Origin of the sequence: Nocardia sp. NPDC049190 (assembly GCF_040648115.1) — a bacterium.
Lineage (GTDB): Bacteria > Actinomycetota > Actinomycetes > Mycobacteriales > Mycobacteriaceae > Nocardia.
This window is the reverse complement of the sequence record NZ_JBEZDE010000051.1, coordinates 12,746-33,945: the sequence shown is the minus strand read 5'-3', so window position 1 is coordinate 33,945 and position 21,200 is coordinate 12,746. Positions and strand designations below refer to the sequence as shown.

The following is a 21,200-nucleotide window of genomic DNA, read 5'->3' as shown; positions in this document are numbered from 1 at the left end:
CGGATACGACACCAACCCCGAAGACGACACCAGCCCGGTCATGGACGTCGGCGCCGATCTGGAAGCCATCGAAAACGTCTGCGCCGACGACCCGGCATCCGACCAGGGTGGGCAACCCTCGCACGAAGGCGTGAACACGGTGGGTTTGGCGGCTGATGAAGTCGAGGGACTACTCGAGCGCCTGGTCGAGCAGTCGCTGGTCACTGTGCACATCACGCCGACCACCGTGCGATATTCGCTGCTGGAAAGTATTCGCCTGTTCACCCGGCAACGGCTCGAAGAACGTTCCACCCACGAGGTAGACGAACCAGCGCGCCTGGCGCGACGTCACCGACACTACTATCGGGACAAAGTCGTCGCAGCGCAGCGGGATTGGTTCAGCCCGGCCGAGCAGGATCTGCTGGACTGGGCGCGGGTGGCGGCCGACAACATCACGATCGCGATCGAGACCAGCTTCGCCTCGGGCGATGCCGCACTGGGTTTGGAGGTCTCCACGGGCCTGGTCGCTTTACCCATCTACCGAGGATCACCCCGGGAAATATGCCGGTGGATCGAGCGCACACTGCAGGCCACCCGCACATTGACGCCGCAACCGCTCGAACTGCAAATCGAGGCAATGACCGGGATCGGATGGCTTGCCCTGATTCAGGGAAGGAACGAGGACGCGGAACGGATCTTCGAGGAATGCGCTGCCCTCGGTATCCGCGACCCGAATCTCAGAGCGAACTGGCGGCAGACCCCGGAAACCGACTGCGGCCTCCCCGCTGCCCTCGAATTCTTCTGGGGCGTGGAATTGATGTTCGCCCACCGCGACCCGCGCGCTGTCATCGTGTTGGCACGCGCCCGGGAAAAGTTCCGCGCCGTCGGCGATCCCAGTGGTGAGGGGAGAAGTGAGTGGCACGGGGCATTGGCGGCAAACTTCCTCGGATCGGCGCAGCAGGCCTTGCATTTATCGCAGCAACACCTCGAACACGCGACCGGCTCAGGGGCGAGGTGGGCGACATCCTGGGCCGAGTTGGTGTGGGCGATCGCGTTGTCCAAGTATGGTGACCCCACCGAGGCTTTGACCATCGGGCGCTCGACATTGGCGAACCAGGAAGCGGTGCATGACCAGTGGGGCGCGTCGTTGTCTGTGCTTATTCGGATATGGGCACTGGCGAAGGTCATCACGAATTCGATTGCGGCCGGCGGTGCTGACCGGGCAGAGCTCACGGCATTGGCCACCGAAACCGCTCAACTCGCTGGCGGGGTCGCCACGCTGCGTGCGGGGCCGGGCGTCTATTTCGGCGACCTGGGACTCTTCGCCGATGAAACGAACAAAGCGATCGATATTGCCCGCCGAGTGCTGGGCGGCGAGGCGTTCGTCGCCGCGCAACAGCAAGGCTCTCGGTTGCGTCCCGAGTTTCGCGAGGTGCAGCACCTGGCATTGGGCACGCTGTCCATCGACAGGATGCCGCCGGACAGCTCCGTTCGAGCGGATGCCCCGCCGCGCTGGGACGAGCTGTCCACAGCCGAACAAGAGGTCGCGATCCTGGCCGCGGCGGGATGGACGAACACCGCGATCGCGGCCCGCCGAGGAATTTCCCGTAGGACCGTCGACGCCCAAATGGCCGCCATCTTCCAGAAACTGACTATCACCTCCCGAACCGACGTCATCGAACTCGTTCCCGAACAATGGATCGGCCAGGTCAGAGCAGAAGCAGCGATTCGGCCACCCGCACGCCGACGAGCACATCGGAAGCGATAGGCCCGGCGGGTCGGTCGATCCGGTCGACCTGCGGCACGATCTCCAGCAGGGGATCTTCTTGCAGCGCTCGAGCGATGGAGTCGCCCGTTCGCGCACCATGTCGACGTCGAGGATCTGTGCGGTGATCGCCCAGCCGAGGGTACGGATCTCGGTGGAGTGGTTGACGGACCGGCGTTGCCGCAGCAAGGGGGGACTGCTGACGGACGGATAGCTTGGGCTGCTTGCCGTTCCGCTTCCCCCTCGCCCTCGCGACGGTCCTCCTTCTCTGCACAGATTGGAAGAATCGGTACGGTGATGCCGCTGCCGCACACCGATGCAAGCACCTGCCTGTTGTTGTCGCCCTACTCGCAGGTTCGATCGAGTCGGTCTTAAAAGAGGCGACGCGGGCACAGGGTCGTGGGCCGGGCGCGGCTGAACTATTGCGGTTGCTGCGGCGGTTGATCCGGATGAGACGACGGGTCGAGGAACCCGAATCTCTGCGTCGCGTTTTGCTGAACGGCGCGTGGTATGCGTTTGCCGACCACCGATCAGGCCGCAGTCCTGGACGCGCTCGACCTCACCGATCCGGTTCCCACGACGATGCGCACGGGATTCGCGCCCTGGCAGGGGACACGACCGCAGAGCACGCCGACCGGCAGTTGGGCGAACCGAAACGACGATTTCTGGACCGAGAACTCACAGCGAAACAAGAGAGGTCTTTACCCTGACCCCTGAGGTGTTCGTCACCCCGGCATTCGACGGGTAGACCTTGGCCTTCTGTCACGACGAGACACTCGGCGGAATGACACCAGGCTCCACCTCGATGCACAGTCGGTACGAGATGTATAGGCGGATGGAGCGATTGAGCCAGCGGTTCGCAACCGCGCACTGGTACGAACAGTTCGTCGACGACATCGTGGCAACCACGTGGAGCCAGTGGTGCATCGCTCGGGACGAGCGAAAACAGCATGCACTGTGTATCTTCCGACGACGTCAGAGTCTACCGATGCGAGGAACACGACCCCGTGGACTCGCTCGACGAATTGAACGCGTGGATCGACGCCAACGACCACAGACGCGAGTCTCGCCCGGCGGAAGAGGACCAAGATCGGGCAGAAGCGTATGCGCTCATGCTGGATGAGCGTGATGGGGACAATCGCTTGCCCACAGAAGATGAGGAGTCGGAGTATCCACTCCCGGCAGAGTCCGCTCAGGACCTGGTATTCGGAGCGTGCGCTGCACCAAAGCGGTTGTCGATAAACCTGGAAAACCTCGGCCCCCGCACCACGGTCCAAGGCACGGGGGTGCTGGCCGTCCCGCACTCACTACAACACCTCCCGCGCCGCGGCGTGCTACCGATCTGACGCAACCGTCCTGGCACAACCGGACCCGGACCCGACGAGTTCTGGGTTCGGCGGAAGTACTGCGGTCACGGAGATCGGCCGGTCAGACCCTCCCGCCGGCGCTCGAGTTCGTCGACGCTGCACCGGGCACTCGACTCAGCCCGCAAAGTCGTACGCCGAGAAGGCTTAACACTGCGCAACGGCGTCGCTGGCACCGATGCGCCATCACGGGTTGGATCCGACGGCACGGCACCACCTCGTCCGAACGCCTCGACCTGCCCTGGCCGATCGAGCGGACGATCTCCTGGCTTACCGGCTGCCCCCGGGACTCGCCATCCGGCTCCGACATCCTCGCTCGGCTCCTGTCGCGACCCCCTGTGTCCGGGTACCTGGCGAATTTCACGACATGAGACACGGCCTTTACAGGGCGAATTCAGCGAGGATACTATCTGGTCTGGTTTGAGCGTGCCGCCGTCGGGAGGGCATAGGGACACGCGACGAGTGGTTCGGTTGTGTGTTGGAGGTTGCCCTACCCATGCGGTCCTGGTCTATGGAGGCCGTGCGGGACTGGCTCATCGCCAGAACCGCTGCGTTGAGCGGGCTGGATCCCGCTGCGATCGACGGACGTGAGCCATTTACCCGGTACGGGCTCGATTCCCACACGTTGACAGCCCTCGCCGGCGAGTTGAGTGCGGCAAGCGGCCATCCGGTGTCGCCGGTTCTGATGTGGGCGCATCCGACGCCAATCGCATTGGCAAGCCGACTCACCGGAGCCCAGCCTGAACCAGCCGACCAGCACGAATCGCCGGGTTCGGCGGCGCAGCCGATCGCAATCGTCGGCCTTGCCTGCCGTTTTCCCGGCGCTCCCGACCCGGCGGCATTCTGGCGATTGCTCAACTCAGGGGCGGACGCACTGACCGAACCGCCGGACGGCCGGTGGGCCGATGGGCCGCCGCGCGGTGGGTTCCTCGACCGGATCGATGAATTCGATCCGGAGTTCTTCGGTATCTCTCCCCGCGAGGCTCCACACGTCGACCCGCAGCAACGGCTGATGCTCGAACTGATGCAGGAAGCTCTCGACGACGCGGGCATCCCACCCGGCAGTCTCGGCGGCAGCCGAACCGGCGCGTTCGTCGGTGCGATGTGGAGTGAGTACGGGGCGAGAATTCGCGCCGACCCGGATCTGGTCACCCAACATACGTTGACCGGTGGCGATCCGAGCATCATTCCCGCCAGGATGTCGTACACGCTGGGTGCGCGCGGGCCGAGCCTGCTGGTGAACACCGCATGCTCATCGTCACTGGTCGCGGTGCACCTTGCGGTGCAGAGCCTGCGTGCTGGGGAATGCGACATCGCCTTGGCCGGTGGAGTGAGCCTGATGCTGGGGCAGGACACAGTAGACGCGTTGCTGCGACTCGGTGCGCTGGCCCCGGACGGGCGGTCCAAGGCGTTCGACGCGCGTGCCGACGGGTACGGGCGCGGCGAGGGCGCCGGGATGATCGTGTTGAAGCCGCTCGACCGAGCGCTAGCCGATGGCGATCCGGTGCACGGCATCCTCCGGGGCAGCGCGGTGAACCACGACGGCTTCACCAATGGCCTGACCGCACCGAGCTTGCTGGCCCAGGAATCCTTGCTGCGCAGCGCTTATCGCCGAGCGGGTATCGCGCCCGCCGATGTCGGATACGTCGAAGCACACGGGACGGGAACGGCCCTCGGCGACCCGATCGAGGCAAGCGCGCTGGGCACGGTGCTCGGGGCGGGGCGCTCCGCCGACCAGTTACTGCCGATCGGTTCGGTCAAGAGCGTGATCGGTCACCTGGAACCGGCGGCTGGGGTCGCCGGGCTGATCAAGGTGCTGTTGGCGATGCGGCACCGCACTCTTCCGCCGTGCAGCCAGTTCGCGCAAGCGAACCCGCATATCCCCTTTGACGAATGGGGTCTGCGTGTGTCGTCGCGGGCCGAGCAGTGGCACGGCGATGCGGGCGGCCGCCTCCTCGCCGGGGTGAGCGCGTTCGGCTTCGGTGGCACGAACTGCCATGTGATCCTCGAGAATGGCACGGACGCTCCGGTTCACCTGCTGCCCCTTTCCGCAGGCAGCGACGATGGCCTTCGCGCTGCGGCGCGGAAACTGGTCGCCGATCGGGACCGGACACCGATCGCCGCATTGTGTGCCTCCGCCGCGGTCGAGGAACACAGCTCGCACCGGCTCGCACTGACTGTCCGAGACAACGGTGATCTCTTCTCGGGCACGGAGAAATTTCTCAACGGCTATGCCGGTGCCGGAGTCAGCGCCGGAAAGGTCGAAGGCGAGCGACCGAAGGTCACGTTTCTGTTCGGTGGGCAGGGCTCGCAATGGACCGGGATGGGTGCACAGTTGTTGCGTGAGCCCGCGTTCCGGTCGACGATCATCCGGTGTGAGACCGCGCTGCATCGGCACGTCGACTGGTCCCTCACCCAGCTGCTGACCTCCGCCGACGAAAGCTGGATCGAGCGCACCGAGCTGGCCCAGCCCGCGATCTTCGCGATGCAGGTTGCCTTGACCGCCCTGTGGCGATCATGGGGTGTCGAGCCGGATGCCGTCGCCGGGATGAGCATGGGGGAGGTCGCGGCCGCGCACGTCGCCGGTGCGATCAGTCTCGACGACGCCGTCTCGATCATGTGCCAGCGCAGTACATTGGCCGGCCGGTTGTCCGGCCGCGGCGGCATGGCCGTGCTGGATCTGTCCATCGAGGACACGAACGCGATGCTGTCCCGGCACGGCGGACAGGTGTGGGTGGCGGGCAGCGCCGGCCAGGGATCCACGGTGATTTCCGGTGATCGAGCGGCGATCGAGACGATCCGGGGCGCACTCGCCACACGATCCATCTCGTCGGCACTGATCAGGGTCGACTACGCCTCCCATACTCCCTATGTGGATTCGGTGCTGCCCGATCTGCGGGCTGCGCTCATCGATCTGCAGCCTGGCGAGACGCGAATCCCGTTCTATTCCTCGGTCACCGGGGAACTGATGGACGGCGCGCAGCTCGATGCCGAGCACTGGGCCCGCACCGAACGTGAACCGTGGCGATTCGATCTCGTGATGAAGGCTATGCGCGCCGGGGGCTACGAGATTTTCCTCGACCTCGACCCGCATCCCATTCTCACCTCGGTGGTCGAGCGACACGGCGCCACAGCGCTGCCGACGCTTCGCCGAGGGGACCGCGACCGCTCGACTTCGATCGACTCATTGGGTGTGCTGTATACCCGGGGCGCTACCGGACCAACGCAACCGGACCAGGGTCGGACGGAGTTGCTGGTGCTGTCCGCCCGCTCGCACGATTCGCTGCTCGCATCGGCGACCGCGATGGCGGGTGAACTGAGCGGTGTCGACGACAGCGCTCTGCGCGACCTCTGCTATACCGCCGCCGTCCGACGGGACCACCACGAACACCGGCTAGCGGTGACCGGCACGTCGGCCAACGAGCTGGCAGATTCGTTGCGCGCCGTCGACGGCGGCGTTATGCCCGCTGGCATGTGGATGGGCAGCGCAGCGCATGGCGAGCGGCCGAAGGTTGTGTTCGTATGTTCCGGCCAGGGTTCGCAATGGGCGGGAATGGGCCGGAGCCTGTTGCGTGCGGAACCGGTATTCCGTGCCGCGGTAGTGGAAGTCGAGAGATGGTTACGGCCGCTGACCCAGTGGTCGCTGACCGCCGAGTTGACCGCACCAGCCGAAGACAGTCGCCTCGACGAAACCGCGGTCGCGCAACCGGCGCTGTTCGCGATCCAGGTGGGGATCGCACGGCTATGGGAGTCATGGGGACTCACCCCGGACGCGCTGATCGGCCATAGCGTCGGCGAAGTGACCTCGGCGTATCTGGCCGGGTCGCTGTCCATGGCCGAATCGGTCGAGTTGGTATATCAGCGGGGCCGACTGATGCAGACCGCCTCCGCGGCCGGAGAAGGCGGGATGGCTTCGGTGGAACTGCCCGCCGAACACGTGCGCGAGATGCTCAGTGGGTTCCAGGATGAGCTCTCGATCGCGGCGATCAACGATCCCGATTCGACCATCGTGTCCGGCGATGTCGCCGCCTTGGCGGACCTGCTCGGACGGCTGCGCCGCGACGGGACAGCGTGCCGTGAACTCCGCGTCGATTACGCGTTCCACAGCGCGCGGATGGACCCCGCCGAACACGAATTGTCGCAGGCGCTCGGCAACCTTGCTCCGAGGCGGGGCCGTTTGCCCTTCTACAGCACAGTGTCCGGGAAGCTCGTCGATGATCAGCCACTCGATGCGGGCCACTGGGTTCGAAACGTCCGAGAGACAGTGCTGTTCGCGGACGCGATGAACGCCGCTATCTCCGACGGACACCGGGTTTTCCTGGAGATCGGACCGCATCCGGTTCTGCTGGAGAACATGCAGCGATGCCTGGCCGCCCGCGGGATCGACGGCCGCGCCATCGGTACATTGCGCAGGGGCGAAGACGAACGGGCCGCGTTGCGCCGCGCGGCGGGCGCACTGTACGCCGGCGGGTGCGTCCCCGACTTCGATCAGATCCTCGATACCGGCCGGGTCGTCTCGTTGCCAGCGTACCCATGGCAGCGGAAGCGGTACTGGCTCGCGGCCGACCGGCACGCCGGGCCCACTGGCAACGACAGCGGCCATCCGCTGCTCGGCATGGGGCTGATCTCGGCGGTAGAGCACGGAACCCGATACTGGCAACGCACGCTGGATCCGGCAAGGCTCCCGTATCTCGCGGATCTCACGGTGCGTGGGAACGCCGTGCTCTCGGCGGCCGCCGTTGCCGAAATGGCACTGGCTTCAGGTGTCGAGACATATGGAACCAGCGATATCGCGGTTACGGATCTGACTTTCGAGCGAATGCTCGATATGACCGAGGCTTCGGCGCCCGCGATCCAGGCAGTGATCGGCACGCGGGATGAATGCTTCCAGGTCTTCAGCCAGCAGGGCTCGGACTGGGTCCGGCACGCGCTGGCCACTGTCAGCCCGGAAACCGGTACGCCGGACATGCACGAGCGGCCCGCACAGATCCAGCGGCGCTGCACGACACACCGGGACAGAATTGACCACTACCAGGCGCTGGCGGGGGCGGGACTCGATATCGGGGAGCACCTTCGTGGGGTCTCGGAGTTGTGGCTCGGTCCGGACGAAGCGCTCGCCTTCCTCATGCCACCGCCGGCGCACCGTGGCGCTGCCCACTACCGCATCCATCCTGCGATGCTGGACGCCGGTCTGCAGGCGCTGATCGCGCTGTGCAACGGTTCAACCGGTAGCTATGTCGTCACCGCGATCGGTCGGTTACGGGTACATCGGACACCGGAGGGCCCGGTGTGGGCCTACGCCCGGTCGGTGGGTCCAGGCGGGACCCTTTACCTGGTCGATGATGACGGCCGAATACTGGTGGAGGTCCAAGACATTCGCCTGCGATCCTTGCCGCCCCGTGATCGCGATCCGGTCACGGATTGCCTGTATACGGTGGAATGGCGCGCACGCGTCCAGCAGGAACAAGTGCGACGGAGAGGCCAGTCCTGGGTCGTGTTCGCCGGCGCGGATCGCCTCGGCGCCGAGGTCGTGGACGAGCTGCGGGCTCGAGATATCCAGTGCGCCCTGCTGACTGCACCGACTACCGACCCGACCACGGCTGATTCGCTGCGAGCGGCTCTGGCTGGACCGGCGCCGACCGGAGTGGTGCACATCGGAAGTCTCGGCAGCGCGAGCGCGCAGACGTTGGCCGCCGTGCTGGCCGGAATGGGATGGCGTGATCAACCACGCGTGTGGCTGGTGACCCGGGCCGCACAGGCAGTCGGCGAGGATGCCGCGCCGGTCAGCGTCGACGAAGCGTCTGTCTGGGGACTGGGTAGGGCGATCGGGCTCGACCATCCCGGGCTGTCCGTCACCCGGGTGGACCTCGCCGCCCGGCCGACACCTGATGAGACGGCCACACTGGTGTCGGAATTGCTCAGCGATGACCGGGAGACCGATATCGCCCTGCGCCCGGATGGTCGGTTCGTGGCCAGGCTCGTTCGTGCGCCGGACGTCGGTGAGCGAGTCGCGCGGTTGCGGACAGACGGCGCGTATCTGATCGTCGGCGCGGACGCCGCGCTCACGGAGCCGTTCGCCGAGTGGCTGGCCGACCGCGGCGCGCGTCATGTCGTGATCCTGGCCAGCACCGGTCGGGTCGAACCGGTCAGCTATCCGGGAGTGCAGGTGCTGACCATCGAACCGACCGGTGCCGACGACAGCGCGATAATCGGCCGACTCGCCGAGATCGAGGCCGCCGCAGGGCCATTGCGGGGGCTGATCCATGTCGGCGGCGCCGATAGTGCGTGGCAGTGGCACCGACAGACACTCGATCGCAGGCTCGAACTCTTCGTAGTGTGCTCCTCGGTCGCCTCGTTGTTCGGTCGCCCGGGTGATGCGGTCGACAGCGCCCGGCTCGACGCGATCGCGCATCACCGCCGTGCCCTCGGTCTGACAGCATTGAGCGTTGGCCTGGCACCGACTCACACAGCGGCACACGGTGTCTCCGCGGTGACCTGGGCAGTTCTTGCGCAGGCATTGGATCGCGGAGTGCACCTGGGCATCGGGCAGCTCACGGTCATGAAACTGAACCTCCGGCACTGGTTCGAGTCGTTTCCCGGCGCGACGGGGGCGCCGCTGTTCGACGAGATCGAATCCCGTACTCCGGATATCGCCACCCCGCTTGCCGCCAGGCTTGCCTCGACCAGCGCCCCGGAACGGATCAGGTTGATCGAAGAGCACCTGGTCGAGCAGGTTTCCCTGACGCTGCAACGCGATCCCGCGAGCCTGAGTCGGAAGGCGACGTTCCAAGGCATGGGCATGGAGTCGCTGATGGCGGTGGAGCTACGCAACCGGCTGGAATCCACGCTCGGCGTTCACTTGTCCGTCGCGCTGGTCTTCACCTACTCCACCATCGCCGCGCTCGCGGAGTTCATCGGGGACGAACTCGCCATGCTGGAACCTCCGGATGGGAGACCAGAACCGGAATCGGGCGAGGTGCCGTCCGTGACAGCGGACATCGATGTGCTCTCCGATGCGGAGGCCGAGGCCCTGCTGTTGCACAGTATCCAGCTCGTCGAACAGGAATGGTGTGATGACTGAGCAGGCGTCATCGGTGAAGCAGGCACTGACCGCCATTCGCACCCTGCAGACACGGTTGGACCGAGAACTGCGGGCGAAGACCGAGCCGATCGCCATCATCGGCATGGCCTGCCGGGTGCCGGGCGGCGGAACCGACCCAGACGAGTTCTGGCGGCTGCTCGACGAGCGCGTCGACGCGATCACCGAGGTCCCCCCGGACCGGTGGACACGCGCGGACGGCGGTACCGCCGCCACACGCTGGGGTGGTTTTCTGTCCGACGTAGACAAATTCGACCCGGCTTTCTTCGGCATCGCGCCCCGGGAGGCCGAGGCGATGGACCCCCAGCAGCGCCTCCTGTTGGAGGTCGCCTGGGAGGCACTGGAACGCGCCGGGCGCGGACTGCCCGACCAGCTGGCGGGCTCGAAGACCGGTGTCTTCGCCGGTGTCGTCGTCACCGACTACGACCGCCTCAGCGTCGGAGAACGCGACATCTACACCGTCACCGGCAACGGTCACTCGTTCCCCGCGGGACGGCTGTCGTATGCGCTCGGGCTCCAGGGCCCGAGCATGGTTGTGGATACGGCGTGCTCGTCGTCGCTGGTCGCCGTGCATCTCGCAGTCCAGAGCCTGCGATCCGGGGAAAGCGCCATGGCGTTGGCGGGTGGCGTCAACCTGATGCTGGCCAGGGACATGACCGATATGCTGACCAGCTCCCGCGCGCTGTCCGAGGACGGGCGATGCAAGACCTTCGACGCGTTGGCCAATGGCTACGTCCGGGGCGAGGGATGCGGGATGCTCGTCCTGCGACGGCTTTCCGACGCGGTGGCGGACGGTGATCCGGTGCTCGCGGTGATCCGTGGCTCGGCCGTGAATTCCGACGGCCGATCCTCCGGGCTGACCGCGCCGAACGTCTCCGCACAGAAGGCACTGCTGCGGGAAGCGTTGCGCAGCGCCCGGGCAGAAGCGGCGGACATCGACTATGTCGAGACGCACGGCACCGGAACGCCACTCGGCGATCCGATCGAGGTGGACGCGCTGATCGACGTGCTCGGCCGGCCGCGAGACGACGGTTCGCGCTGCGTGCTCGGCGCGGTGAAAACCAACATCGGGCATCTCGAGGCAGCCGCCGGTGTGATCGGACTCATCAAGGCCGTGCTCGCGTTGCGGTGGGAACGCATCCCCGCGAACCTGCACCTGCGCACCGTCAACCCGAGGATCGACCTCACCGGAACCGCACTCGTACTGCCGAAAGATCCAGTGCCGTGGCCGAAGCAGGACGGGGCGACGCGGATGGCAGGGGTCAGTTCGTTCGGGATCAGTGGCACCAACGCGCACGTCATCGTCGCTGACCCGCCAGAACACAGCGAACCTCCGACAGCCGCGCCCAACGCAGGTTCGGCATTGGTGCCGATCTCCGCGCGCGATGCGAACGGACTGACCGATCACGTCGCCGCATTCAGGGACATGCTCGTCCGGCAAAAGTCCGAGGTCGGCGATATCGCTTACACCGCGGCCGTCCGCAGACACCATCACGAGCACCGCGCCGCGTTGGTGTTGTCCGGGGATGGGCCGCCGCGGCTGGTGGCCGGCGCCGAACCGGACGAACGGCCACAGGTGGTGTTCGTATTCCCCGGACAGGGTTCGCAATGGCTCGGCATGGGCCGCGCGCTATTCGCCGGTGAACCCGCGTTCCGCGTGGCCATCGAGGCGTGCGACGACGCGATTCGCACTGAGGCCGGATGGTCGATCATCGACGAACTCACCACCGAGTCGTCCGAGTCCCAGCTCGATCGGGTCGACATCGTGCAGCCGGTGTTGTTCGCGATGGAGGTCGCTTTGGCGGCATTGTGGCGGTCGAAGGGTATCGAGCCGGACGCGGTCATCGGACACAGCATGGGCGAGGTAGCCGCCGCACATGTGGCCGGTGCGCTCACGCTGGGCGACGCGACACGAATCATCTGCCGCCGTAGCCAGTTGCTCCGCGGGCTGGCGGGGCGTGGTGCGATGGCATTGGTGGAATTGCCGTTGGAGCAGGCGCGCACAGCGGTGTCCGGATTCGCCGATCAGCTGTCGATCGCGGCAAGTAACAGCGCGCGTTCGACTGTGCTCTCTGGTGCTCCGGACACGCTGGACGAAGTTCTGGCCGAGCTGACCGGTGCGGGAGTGTTCTGCCGTCGAATCAAGGTCGAGGTCGCCTCGCACAGCCCGCAAGTCGATGCCATTGTCGATGAGTTGAGCGGCCGGCTCGGCGCGCTGACACCGAAGACCGGCACGGTGCCGATGTTTTCCACCGTGCTCGGAAAGGCCTGCGACGGCGCCGAGCTGGATGCCAGCTACTGGATACGCAACGTTCGTGAACCCGTGCTGTTCTCGGAGGTGGTTCGGGATCGTATCGCCGCGGCGCGCACCGTGTTCGTCGAACTGAGCCCGCACCCGGTCTTGCTGCCCTCGATCGAAGAGGACGGCGGCACCGTGGTCCCGTCAGGTCGGCGCGAACACGATGAACGAGCGGTGTTCCTCGAATCGCTTGCCGCGCTGTATGTCCAGGGTTGTCAGGTCGACTGGCCCGCGCTGCACCCGAGCGGTGGACGCTGTGTGCCGCTGCCTGCTTATCCCTGGCAGCGACAGCGGTACTGGGTGAACGAGGCCCCCGCTCGGCGCGCCGTCCACGGGCATCCATTGCTCGGTGAGCCGGTCAGCCCGGCGACCTCACCAGGTACCCGGATCTGGGAACGCGAACTGGACCTCCCGTATCTGGCCGACCATACCGTGGATGGCGCGGTGGTGTTCCCGGCATCGGCCTATGTCGAGATGGCACTCGGCGCCGCCGGACGATCAACGGTGCTGAAGGACCTCGTCTTCGACCAGATGGCGATTCTCGGGGACGACGGTTCCGGTCACGTCCAATTCATCGAGGACTCGGACGGTTTCCAGGTATTCGCCAGGGCGACAAGAGACGAGCCGTGGGTGGCTTGTGCGCGTGGAACGATCGGTCGTGGCGACGAAGAGCCACCCAGTGCCGAGCCGCCTGCGGCGGTTCGCGACCGGTGTCGCACCGAGGTCACCGCGGCGGAGCACTACGACCGTTTCGCCGTGCGGACCATCGACTATGGACCGGCATTCCGTGGCGTACAAGGAGTCTGGGCTGGCAACGGTGAAGGTGTCGCCTTGGTCGAGCTGACCGGGTCGTCCGCCGGGTATATCTGTCATCCCACCCTGTTGGACGCGTGCTTTCAGGTGCTCGGTGGTGTGTTGCTCGACCGATTCGCAACCGGCGGGGTCGTTCCGGTCCGAATCGACCGGCTTCGGGTGCATCGGCCCCCTGGTGGGCGCGTGTGGGTACACGCGCGCGCACGGTCCGGGGAGGACACCGGTGATCTGCTGGTGCTCGACGAGGACGGCACCGTTCTGGTCGAGGTCGACGGGCTGACAGTCGCCGGGCTGGCCGAGTCGAAGCCGTACCGGGACTGGCTGTATCAGGTGGCCTGGCGCCCGGGGCAACGGCTCGCGGCACCGGATCCGAGCGAACCGTCGACCGGGGCATGGCTGGTACTCGCCGACGCCGCCGGTGTCGGCACGGCGCTGGCCGCGCTACTCGAACAGCGCGGCCAGACCTGTGTACTGGTCGACAAGGACGACATCGATATTGCTGACGACGACGCATGGAACGGTCTGCTCGACAAGGTCGCTCGCGGAGAAGTCCGCTGCGCCGGGGTGGTGCACCTGTGGAGCCTCGACACCACCGAAACCGAGTACATCACCGCCGATACGCTCACCGACGACCAGCACCTCGCCGGTCTCGCCACGGTGCGACTGGTCCGGGCGCTCGCTCGCCTTCGCCTGCGGGACCTTCCCCGGCTGTGGCTGGTTACCAAAGGAGCACAGCAGGTGGGCCGCGAACCGGTCGCGGTAGCGCAAGCACCGCTGTGGGGACTGGCGCGGACCCTGAGCGTCGAGCATCCCGAGCTGGAGTGCACCCGGGTCGACCTGCACTCGGAGTGGACACGAGCCCGTTGTGCCGAAGAACTTCTCCCGGAACTGCTCGCGGCGGACGGCGAAGACGAGATCGCGTTGCGCGAGGAGGCACGGAACCTGGCGCGGCTGGCCCGTACCGGATTCGACACCGGCGCCGCCGCACCGACCCTGACGCAGGGAACGTACCTGATCAGCGGCGGGCTCGGCGGGCTCGGCATCGGCCTGGCACGCTGGCTGGCCACACGCGGGGCACGGCACCTGGTGCTGGTCGGACGACACGATCCGGGTTCGGAAGCACAGGCCGGGATTATCGGTCTCCGACGAGATGGCGTCGAGGTCGTGGTTGCGCGCGCGGATATCGGCCAGCGTGCGTCGGTCGCCCGGCTGCTCGCGGATATCGACGATCGGCTGCCGCCACTGCGCGGCGTGCTGCACGCGGCCATGGTGCTCGACGATCGGACCATTCTCGAATTGGATGCCGAACGGTTCGACCGTGTACTGGCGCCCAAGGTGCGGGGCGCATGGAATCTCCACGACCTGATCGGCAACCGGGAGTTGGACTTTTTCGTCATGTACTCGTCGGCGTCGGCCCTGCTCGGCTCGCCGGGCCAGGCCAATTACGCGGCCGCGAACGCATTTCTCGGCGCGCTGGCGCGACATCGGCAATACAGTGGCCGACCGGCACTGTGCGTCGACTGGGGCCTGTACTCCCAGCGAGGCATCATGGCGAGCCGAGACGCTGAAGGGCAGCGGCTCGCTCATCGTGGTGTCGGCACCATGACCCCCGAGCAGGGTACGGATATCCTCGGTCTGCTGCTCGGCGGCAGTGCCGGTCACGTCGCGGCGGCGAATCTCGATCTGCGGCGGTGGCTGGCGTCCTACCCATCCCTGGCCGGTGCGTCGCTGTTCACCGAACTCGCCGACGACGACCGGGACAGTGGGCGAGGGCAAACCCTTGGGTGGTTCGCGGACCGACTGCACGCGGCTACACCCGCCGAACGGCCGAGCTTGATCGACGCTGTCGTGACCGAGCAGCTCGGCGAAATCCTGCATCTCGACGCCGCCCGCATCGACCGGAAGGCGCCGCTCACCACCATGGGCGTCGACTCGCTGATGGCGCTCGAATTGCGGAACCGGCTCGAGTCAGCGCTGGGCATCCGACTCTCCACGACGCTGCTGTATGCCGCACCGACGGTGCTCGCACTGGGCGAACAGCTACTCGACGCGCTCGGCACGGCCGAGCCGGAGGGTCCCACCGACGACCACGACGACCTCGGTGATCTGGATATCGACGAGTTGCTGGCGCAGATCGACGGTTCGATCGACCGGGTCGAAAACTGGGAGCTACCGTGAACACCGCTGACGAAGAACGCTACCGCGCCAGCTTGGGGAAAGCCGCCTCCGCGTTGCGCCGCCTGGAGGCGGAAGTCGAGCGATTGCAGCGGCAACAGACCGAGCCGGTCGCGGTGATCGGCATGGGCTGTCGTTTCCCGGGCGGCGCCGATGACCCGGAATCATTCTGGACACTGCTTTCCGACGGTGTCGATGCGATATCGGAGCGATCGCTGGATGCCACCGAGGGCGCCGCGGCCACGGGTGCCTTTCTCTCCGCGGTGGACGGTTTCGACGGGGCCTTCTTCGGGATCTCGCCGCCGGAGGCGACCGCGCTGGATCCGCAGCACCGGCTGCTACTCGAGGTCGCCTGGGAGGCGCTCGAAGATGCCGGAGTGGTGACCGAGCGATTGGCCGGCAGCCGAACCGGCGTATTCGTCGGCATGAGCAACAACGATTACCTGCTGCTCAGCGCCCGATCCGGTGCCATGAGCGGGTATTCGGGCACCGGAACGGCCCACAGTTTCGGGCCGGGCCGGTTGTCGTATCTGCTCGGGCTTCGTGGACCGAGTCTCGCGGTGGACACCGCGTGCTCGTCGTCGCTGGTCGCGGTGCATCTGGCGATCCGGAGTCTGCGCACGGGGGAGAGCTCGCTCGCGCTGGCGGGCGGGGTGAATCTCGTTCTCGACGAGTCGGTCACCGAGATGGTCGCCGATCTGCAAGCACTGTCGCCCGATGGTCGCTGCCGGACCTTCGACGCGCGGGCAAACGGGTTCGTCCGCGGTGAAGGCTGCGGAATCGTGGTGCTCAAGAAACTCTCCGACGCGCTGGCCGATGGTGACCGGGTTTTGGCCGTGCTTCAGGGTTCGGCGATGAACTCGGACGGTCACTCGGCTGCGCTGACCGCACCGAACCCACTGGCGCAGCAGGAGATGCTGCGTCAGGCGTTCGCCGATGCGCGGGTGCGCCCCGCTGATATCGGGTACGTGGAGACGCACGGCACCGGCACCGCACTCGGAGACCCGCTCGAGATCGAAGCATTGACCGAGGTTTTCCGCGATGTGGACAGCGGCAGCGGCGGTTGTGTGCTGGGCGCGGTCAAGACCAACATCGGGCACCTCGAGGCCGCCGCCGGTATCGCCGGACTGATCAAGGCGGTCCTGGCTTTGCGGCACGAACGCATTCCCCGCAATCTGCACTTCAACACGCTGAATCCGAGAATTTCCCTGACCGGAACGCCATTCGTGATCCCGAAGACGGCTGTCGCGTGGCCGCGAGGCGAACAGCCACGGATCGCCGGCGTCAGCTCGTTCGGCATGAGCGGAACCAACGCGCATGTCATCGTCGCCGAAGCGCCCACGGTCGAGCAGGCGCCGCCGCGCACCGGTCCGATAGTGCTCCCGCTGTCGGCACGAAGCCCGGCGGCGTTGGCCGAGTTGGCCACGGCGCACGCAAATATCCTTGCGCAGGACCATGATGCGTGGGACATCGCGTATACCGCAGGAGTCCGGCGTGATCATCACCAGTGGCGGACCGCGGTGGTGGGCGACTCCGGCACCGAACTGGCCGAGAAACTGCGTTCCCTCCTACGGGACGGTGCCACGCCAGCACGAGCCGAGACACCGCCCGCACTCACGTATGTCTTTTCCGGACAGGGCGCACAGTGGATCGGCATGGGGCAGCAGCTGCGGGCGCGCGAGCCGGTTTTCGCCGCCGCGCTCGCTGAATGCGATGAACTGATCGCACAGCATGCGTCGTTCTCCCTGCTCACGGAACTGGCGGCGCGGGGCGACCAGTCGAGATTGCACCGCACAGAGATCGCCCAGCCCGCGCTGTTCGCCTGTCAGATCGCCCTGTCGGCCCTGCTGTCGTCCTGGGGCATCCGGCCGGACGCGGTCATCGGACACAGTGTCGGCGAGATCGCCGCCGCGCAGGTCGCCGGTGCGCTGAGCCTCGCGGAAGCCACTCGGATCGTGGTGTCGAGGGGCCGCGTCATGGCGCTGGCAGACGGTTCAGGGGCGATGGTCGCGGTCGCACTCAGCCGGGATGAGATCGCGGATGCTCTGGCCGCAGTGGATACTTCGGTCGTCGTGGCTGCGATCAACGACAGCGGATCCGTCGTGCTGTCCGGCCCGGTGGACGAGCTTCGCATCGTGCTCGGCCCACTCGAGCGGCAAGGCGTTCGATGCCGCTGGCTACCGGTCGACTACGCATTCCACTCGCCGTTCATGGCGCCGCTGGCCGTCGAATTCGCGGCAGAACTCGGCGTGGTCGAGACCAGCCGGACCAGGTGCCCGTTGTACAGCACGGTGGGCGGAGACCGCGTTGCTGGGACCGAATTGACCAGCGAATACTGGGCAGACAACGTCCGGCAACCGGTCCGGTTCGCCGACGCCGTACACGCCGCGGCCAGAGATGGACAACAGGTCTTCCTCGAGGTGGCACCCCATCCGGTGCTCTCCGGCCACGTCGCGAACTGTCTCGGCAGCGCAGCGGCGATACCGACACTGCGCAGGGAGCGCCCGGAACTACACAGCCTGCTCAGTTCGGTCGCCCAGTTGTATACCGCGGGGTATCCGGTGGACTTCGCCGGCTTCTTTTCCGGCCCCCACCGCGTGGTTGCGTTGCCGCGCTATCCATGGCAGCGCAGACGGTACTGGCTCGACACCCCGGAACCGGCACGAGAACAGGCCGCCGTCGAGACGGCGCACTGGGTCGAGGAGCTGATCGGACTTCCGGAGAACGAGCAGGAGGGCGCGATCGAGTCGGCCGTACGCGCAGACGCGGCCGTCGTACTCCAGTTGTCGTCGCCTTCCGATGTGCCGGTCGACGCCACATTCATGGAACTGGGGATGGATTCGCTGATGACCGTGCAACTCCGGCACGAACTGGCCGCGCGAACCGGCCTCGCGCTGCCCGCTACCCTCGCCTTCGAGCATCCGACTCCGAAGGCGATCACCCAATACCTGCTGACGGTGCTCGCCGAGCACGCGGAGAATGGATCATGATTAAGGTTTACGGGGCCGCCACCAGCGCTTGCACCCACAAGGTATTGATGGTGCTCGCCGAGAAGGACCAGCACGCCGATCTGGTCGAGGTAAGTGTTCTCAAGGGGCACGACAAGTCGCCGGAACATCGGAAGCGCCAGCCCTTCGGTGAGATACCGGTACTCGAAGACGACGGTTTCCTGCTGTACGAATCACGGGCGATCATCCGCTATCTCGATCAGCGGCTACCTGGTCCCGCGTTGACGCCGACCGACGTTCGACTGCGCGGGCTGATGGAACAGTGGATAAGCATCGAGCAGAGCTATGTCAGCGGCCCGGTGTGGGAGCTTGTTCGCGGCGGGCCGGTTTACGAGATCATCCGCGCAAGCCCGGCCGCGCGGATATTGCCGCCGCCACCGGACCAGGACGCCATCGCCGCTGCGCGCGCCGAGTTGGCGGCACCATTCGACGTCGCGGATGCCACGTTGGCCGAGCAGGAATTCCTCGCCGGCCCTGAGTTCTCACTCGCCGAGGTGACCTGGTTGCCCTACTTGCAGTATCTGGTCGCGTCCAACGGCGCGGACCTGATCGATGCGCGGCCGAACCTCGCGAGATGGTGGCGCGAGATCAGCGGAAGGCCGACCTGGCGGCGCGTCGGGAAAGTGCTGGAGCGACCCGAGTGAATCCATTCGATCTCTGGGGCGAGCAAATGCGCGTCGATCCGTTGCCGACATTGGCGCTGATGCGTGCCGAAGCGCCGATCGTCCGGCTGTTCAATCCGCATCAGGGGGCGCCCGAGTGGCGGGTGACCCGCTATGTCGACGTGGTCGAATTGCTCCGCGATCAGCGTTTCAGCAAGGACAAGCGGAAACTGTCCGATCAGGCTCGGTCCCGGTACTTCCGGGTCACCGAATTCGACCGGCTGGACAAGCACATGCTCTATGCCGATCCGCCGCAGCACACCAGGATGCGCGCGCTCGTGTCCAAGGCCTTCACTCCCCGCCGCATCGCGGAGCTACATCCCAGCGTCGTCGAGGCGACGACGAGGCTGCTGGACCAGGCCGAGCGGCAGGACTCGGTGGACCTTCTCGACGCACTTGCCTTCCAGCTACCGATCACCGTGCTGGCCGACCTGATCGGGGTTCCGGTCGAAGACCAGGAACGCTTCCGGGAGTGGACCAGAATTCTGATCGCTCCTCCGTCGGAAGGAGACTTCGATGCCCTGCGCCGGATGGCGATCGAGTTCCAGCAGTACCTGGAGGAGTTCCTCGCGCTGCGCCGCAGGCAGCCACGCGACGATCTCACCAGTGCGTTGATCGAGGCGGAGACCCACGGTGACCGGCTGTCGTCGGTGGAACTGATGAGCATGGTGTTCCTGCTCATCGCGGCAGGTTTCGAAACCACGGGCAACCTGATCGGCAACGGGGTGTGGGCGTTGCTGCGGCATCCAGCGCAGTTGCGGCGGCTCAGCGCGACGCCGGCACTCATCGAACCGGCCATCGAGGAGGTGTTGCGCTACTGCCCGCCAGTGAAGAACAGCACCGGAGCATTTGCGCTGACCGATGTCGAGTTCCGGGGCACGCTCATTCCGGCTGAGGAATTGGTTGTGGCTTCGCTGCTGTCCGCGCATCACGATGACGCGCAATTTCCCGAACCGGAACGGTTCGACATCACCAGAACCCCGAACCGGCACATGGGGTTCGGCCTCGGCCTGCACTTCTGTCTAGGAGCGGCACTGGCACGACTCGAGGCGACAGTGGCTATCGGTACATTGGTGCAGCGTTTTCCCGGACTGCAATTCGCAGCCGATCCGGAGACATTGCGGTGGAAGGACGGCGTATTCGTGCACGGACTGGACTGCCTTCCCGTGACCTGGGCGGCGCGATGACAATCCTGGCGCGGCAGGCGACGGTGGACGACCTGGACGAGATCATGCTTATCGAACAGGACTGGGACGAATCCCAACAGGCGAGCAGGGAGCAGATGATCGCTCGCCTTCGCGCCTTTGCCGAGGGCTTCTGGATCTTCGAGCAGCACGGCGAGGTCGTCGGCACCTTGATGGGCTTTCCCATGCGGTACACGGCCGAGAAAGTTGACGAACTCAGCGATTGGGACACGGTCACCGGCAACGGCTACTACCCAGAGATCGACCTGGACACCGCGAACGCCATCTATCTCGCTTCCGGCTCACTGAAGCGCACTGCGCGCGGCGGAACAGCGTACGCCGTGATGATGGAGACCCCGGTCGGACTGGCCGAGCGATACGGGCTGGACTATGTCCTCACCGGAGCCAAGATCCCCGGCTACAACGCCTATTGCCGTCGATTCGGCGAGATCGACGTCCGCGACTACGCGTTTCGCACACTCGGCGGCTGTCTCGTCGATCCGTTTCTGGAGATGTACCGGGGGCACCACTATCTGGTGCCCGACCGGAGGCACATCGTCGCTGATTATTATCCGGATCCGCCGAGCAGGGATTACGGTGCGATCGTGGTCCGGAGCGTGCGGGACAGACACATCTGATCCGTCCGGACAGACTTGTCCGCCGCTGCCTGGGCGCCCCGCACGGTGCGCACCGAGGTGTAGCGTTGACGTATTCGGCGGCATCACGTGCGTTGATCAGAGAGGTTGCGCCGTCCACGAATTCGATATCTGGTACTTCCTGGAGGCCGTGGCAGGAGCGTCCGATGACGCCGCAATCGATGAACGAGTCCGCGGCACTGCTTGGTCGTACACC

Annotated in this window: 7 protein-coding genes; all 7 read left to right on the top strand. The window is 66.2% G+C overall.

Annotated elements, in window-relative coordinates:
• Positions 1 to 1,747 (top strand): LuxR C-terminal-related transcriptional regulator (locus AB0B25_RS28665; RefSeq protein ID WP_357185895.1); only part of this gene is annotated, 1,747 nt, incomplete at its 5' end.
• A 1,857-nt stretch (positions 1,748 to 3,604) separates the two neighbouring features.
• The gene (locus AB0B25_RS28660; protein WP_357185892.1) at positions 3,605 to 10,189 is read left to right on the top strand and encodes an acyltransferase domain-containing protein; all 6,585 of its coding nucleotides are present in this window, start codon (positions 3,605 to 3,607) and stop codon (positions 10,187 to 10,189) included.
• The gene (locus AB0B25_RS28655; protein WP_357185889.1) at positions 10,182 to 15,497 is read left to right on the top strand and encodes a type I polyketide synthase; all 5,316 of its coding nucleotides are present in this window, start codon (positions 10,182 to 10,184) and stop codon (positions 15,495 to 15,497) included. Before AB0B25_RS28660 ends, AB0B25_RS28655 begins: the two co-directional genes overlap by 8 nt.
• Positions 15,494 to 18,484, top strand: coding sequence for a beta-ketoacyl synthase N-terminal-like domain-containing protein (locus AB0B25_RS28650; RefSeq protein WP_357185886.1), 2,991 nt, complete (start codon positions 15,494 to 15,496; stop codon positions 18,482 to 18,484). Before AB0B25_RS28655 ends, AB0B25_RS28650 begins: the two co-directional genes overlap by 4 nt.
• Positions 18,481 to 19,146: a glutathione S-transferase N-terminal domain-containing protein gene (locus AB0B25_RS28645; RefSeq protein ID WP_357185883.1), complete on the top strand. Its 666-nt coding sequence runs from the start codon at positions 18,481 to 18,483 to the stop codon at positions 19,144 to 19,146. The genes AB0B25_RS28650 and AB0B25_RS28645 overlap by 4 nt, the downstream gene beginning before the upstream one ends.
• Entirely contained in the window at positions 19,143 to 20,351 is a 1,209-nt protein-coding gene (locus AB0B25_RS28640) for a cytochrome P450 (RefSeq protein WP_357185881.1), read from the top strand. Before AB0B25_RS28645 ends, AB0B25_RS28640 begins: the two co-directional genes overlap by 4 nt.
• On the top strand, positions 20,348 to 20,986 hold the full coding sequence (locus AB0B25_RS28635) for a hypothetical protein (protein ID WP_357185878.1): 639 nt from the start codon (positions 20,348 to 20,350) through the stop codon (positions 20,984 to 20,986). Before AB0B25_RS28640 ends, AB0B25_RS28635 begins: the two co-directional genes overlap by 4 nt.
• The last annotated feature ends 214 nt before the right edge of the window (positions 20,987 to 21,200 follow it).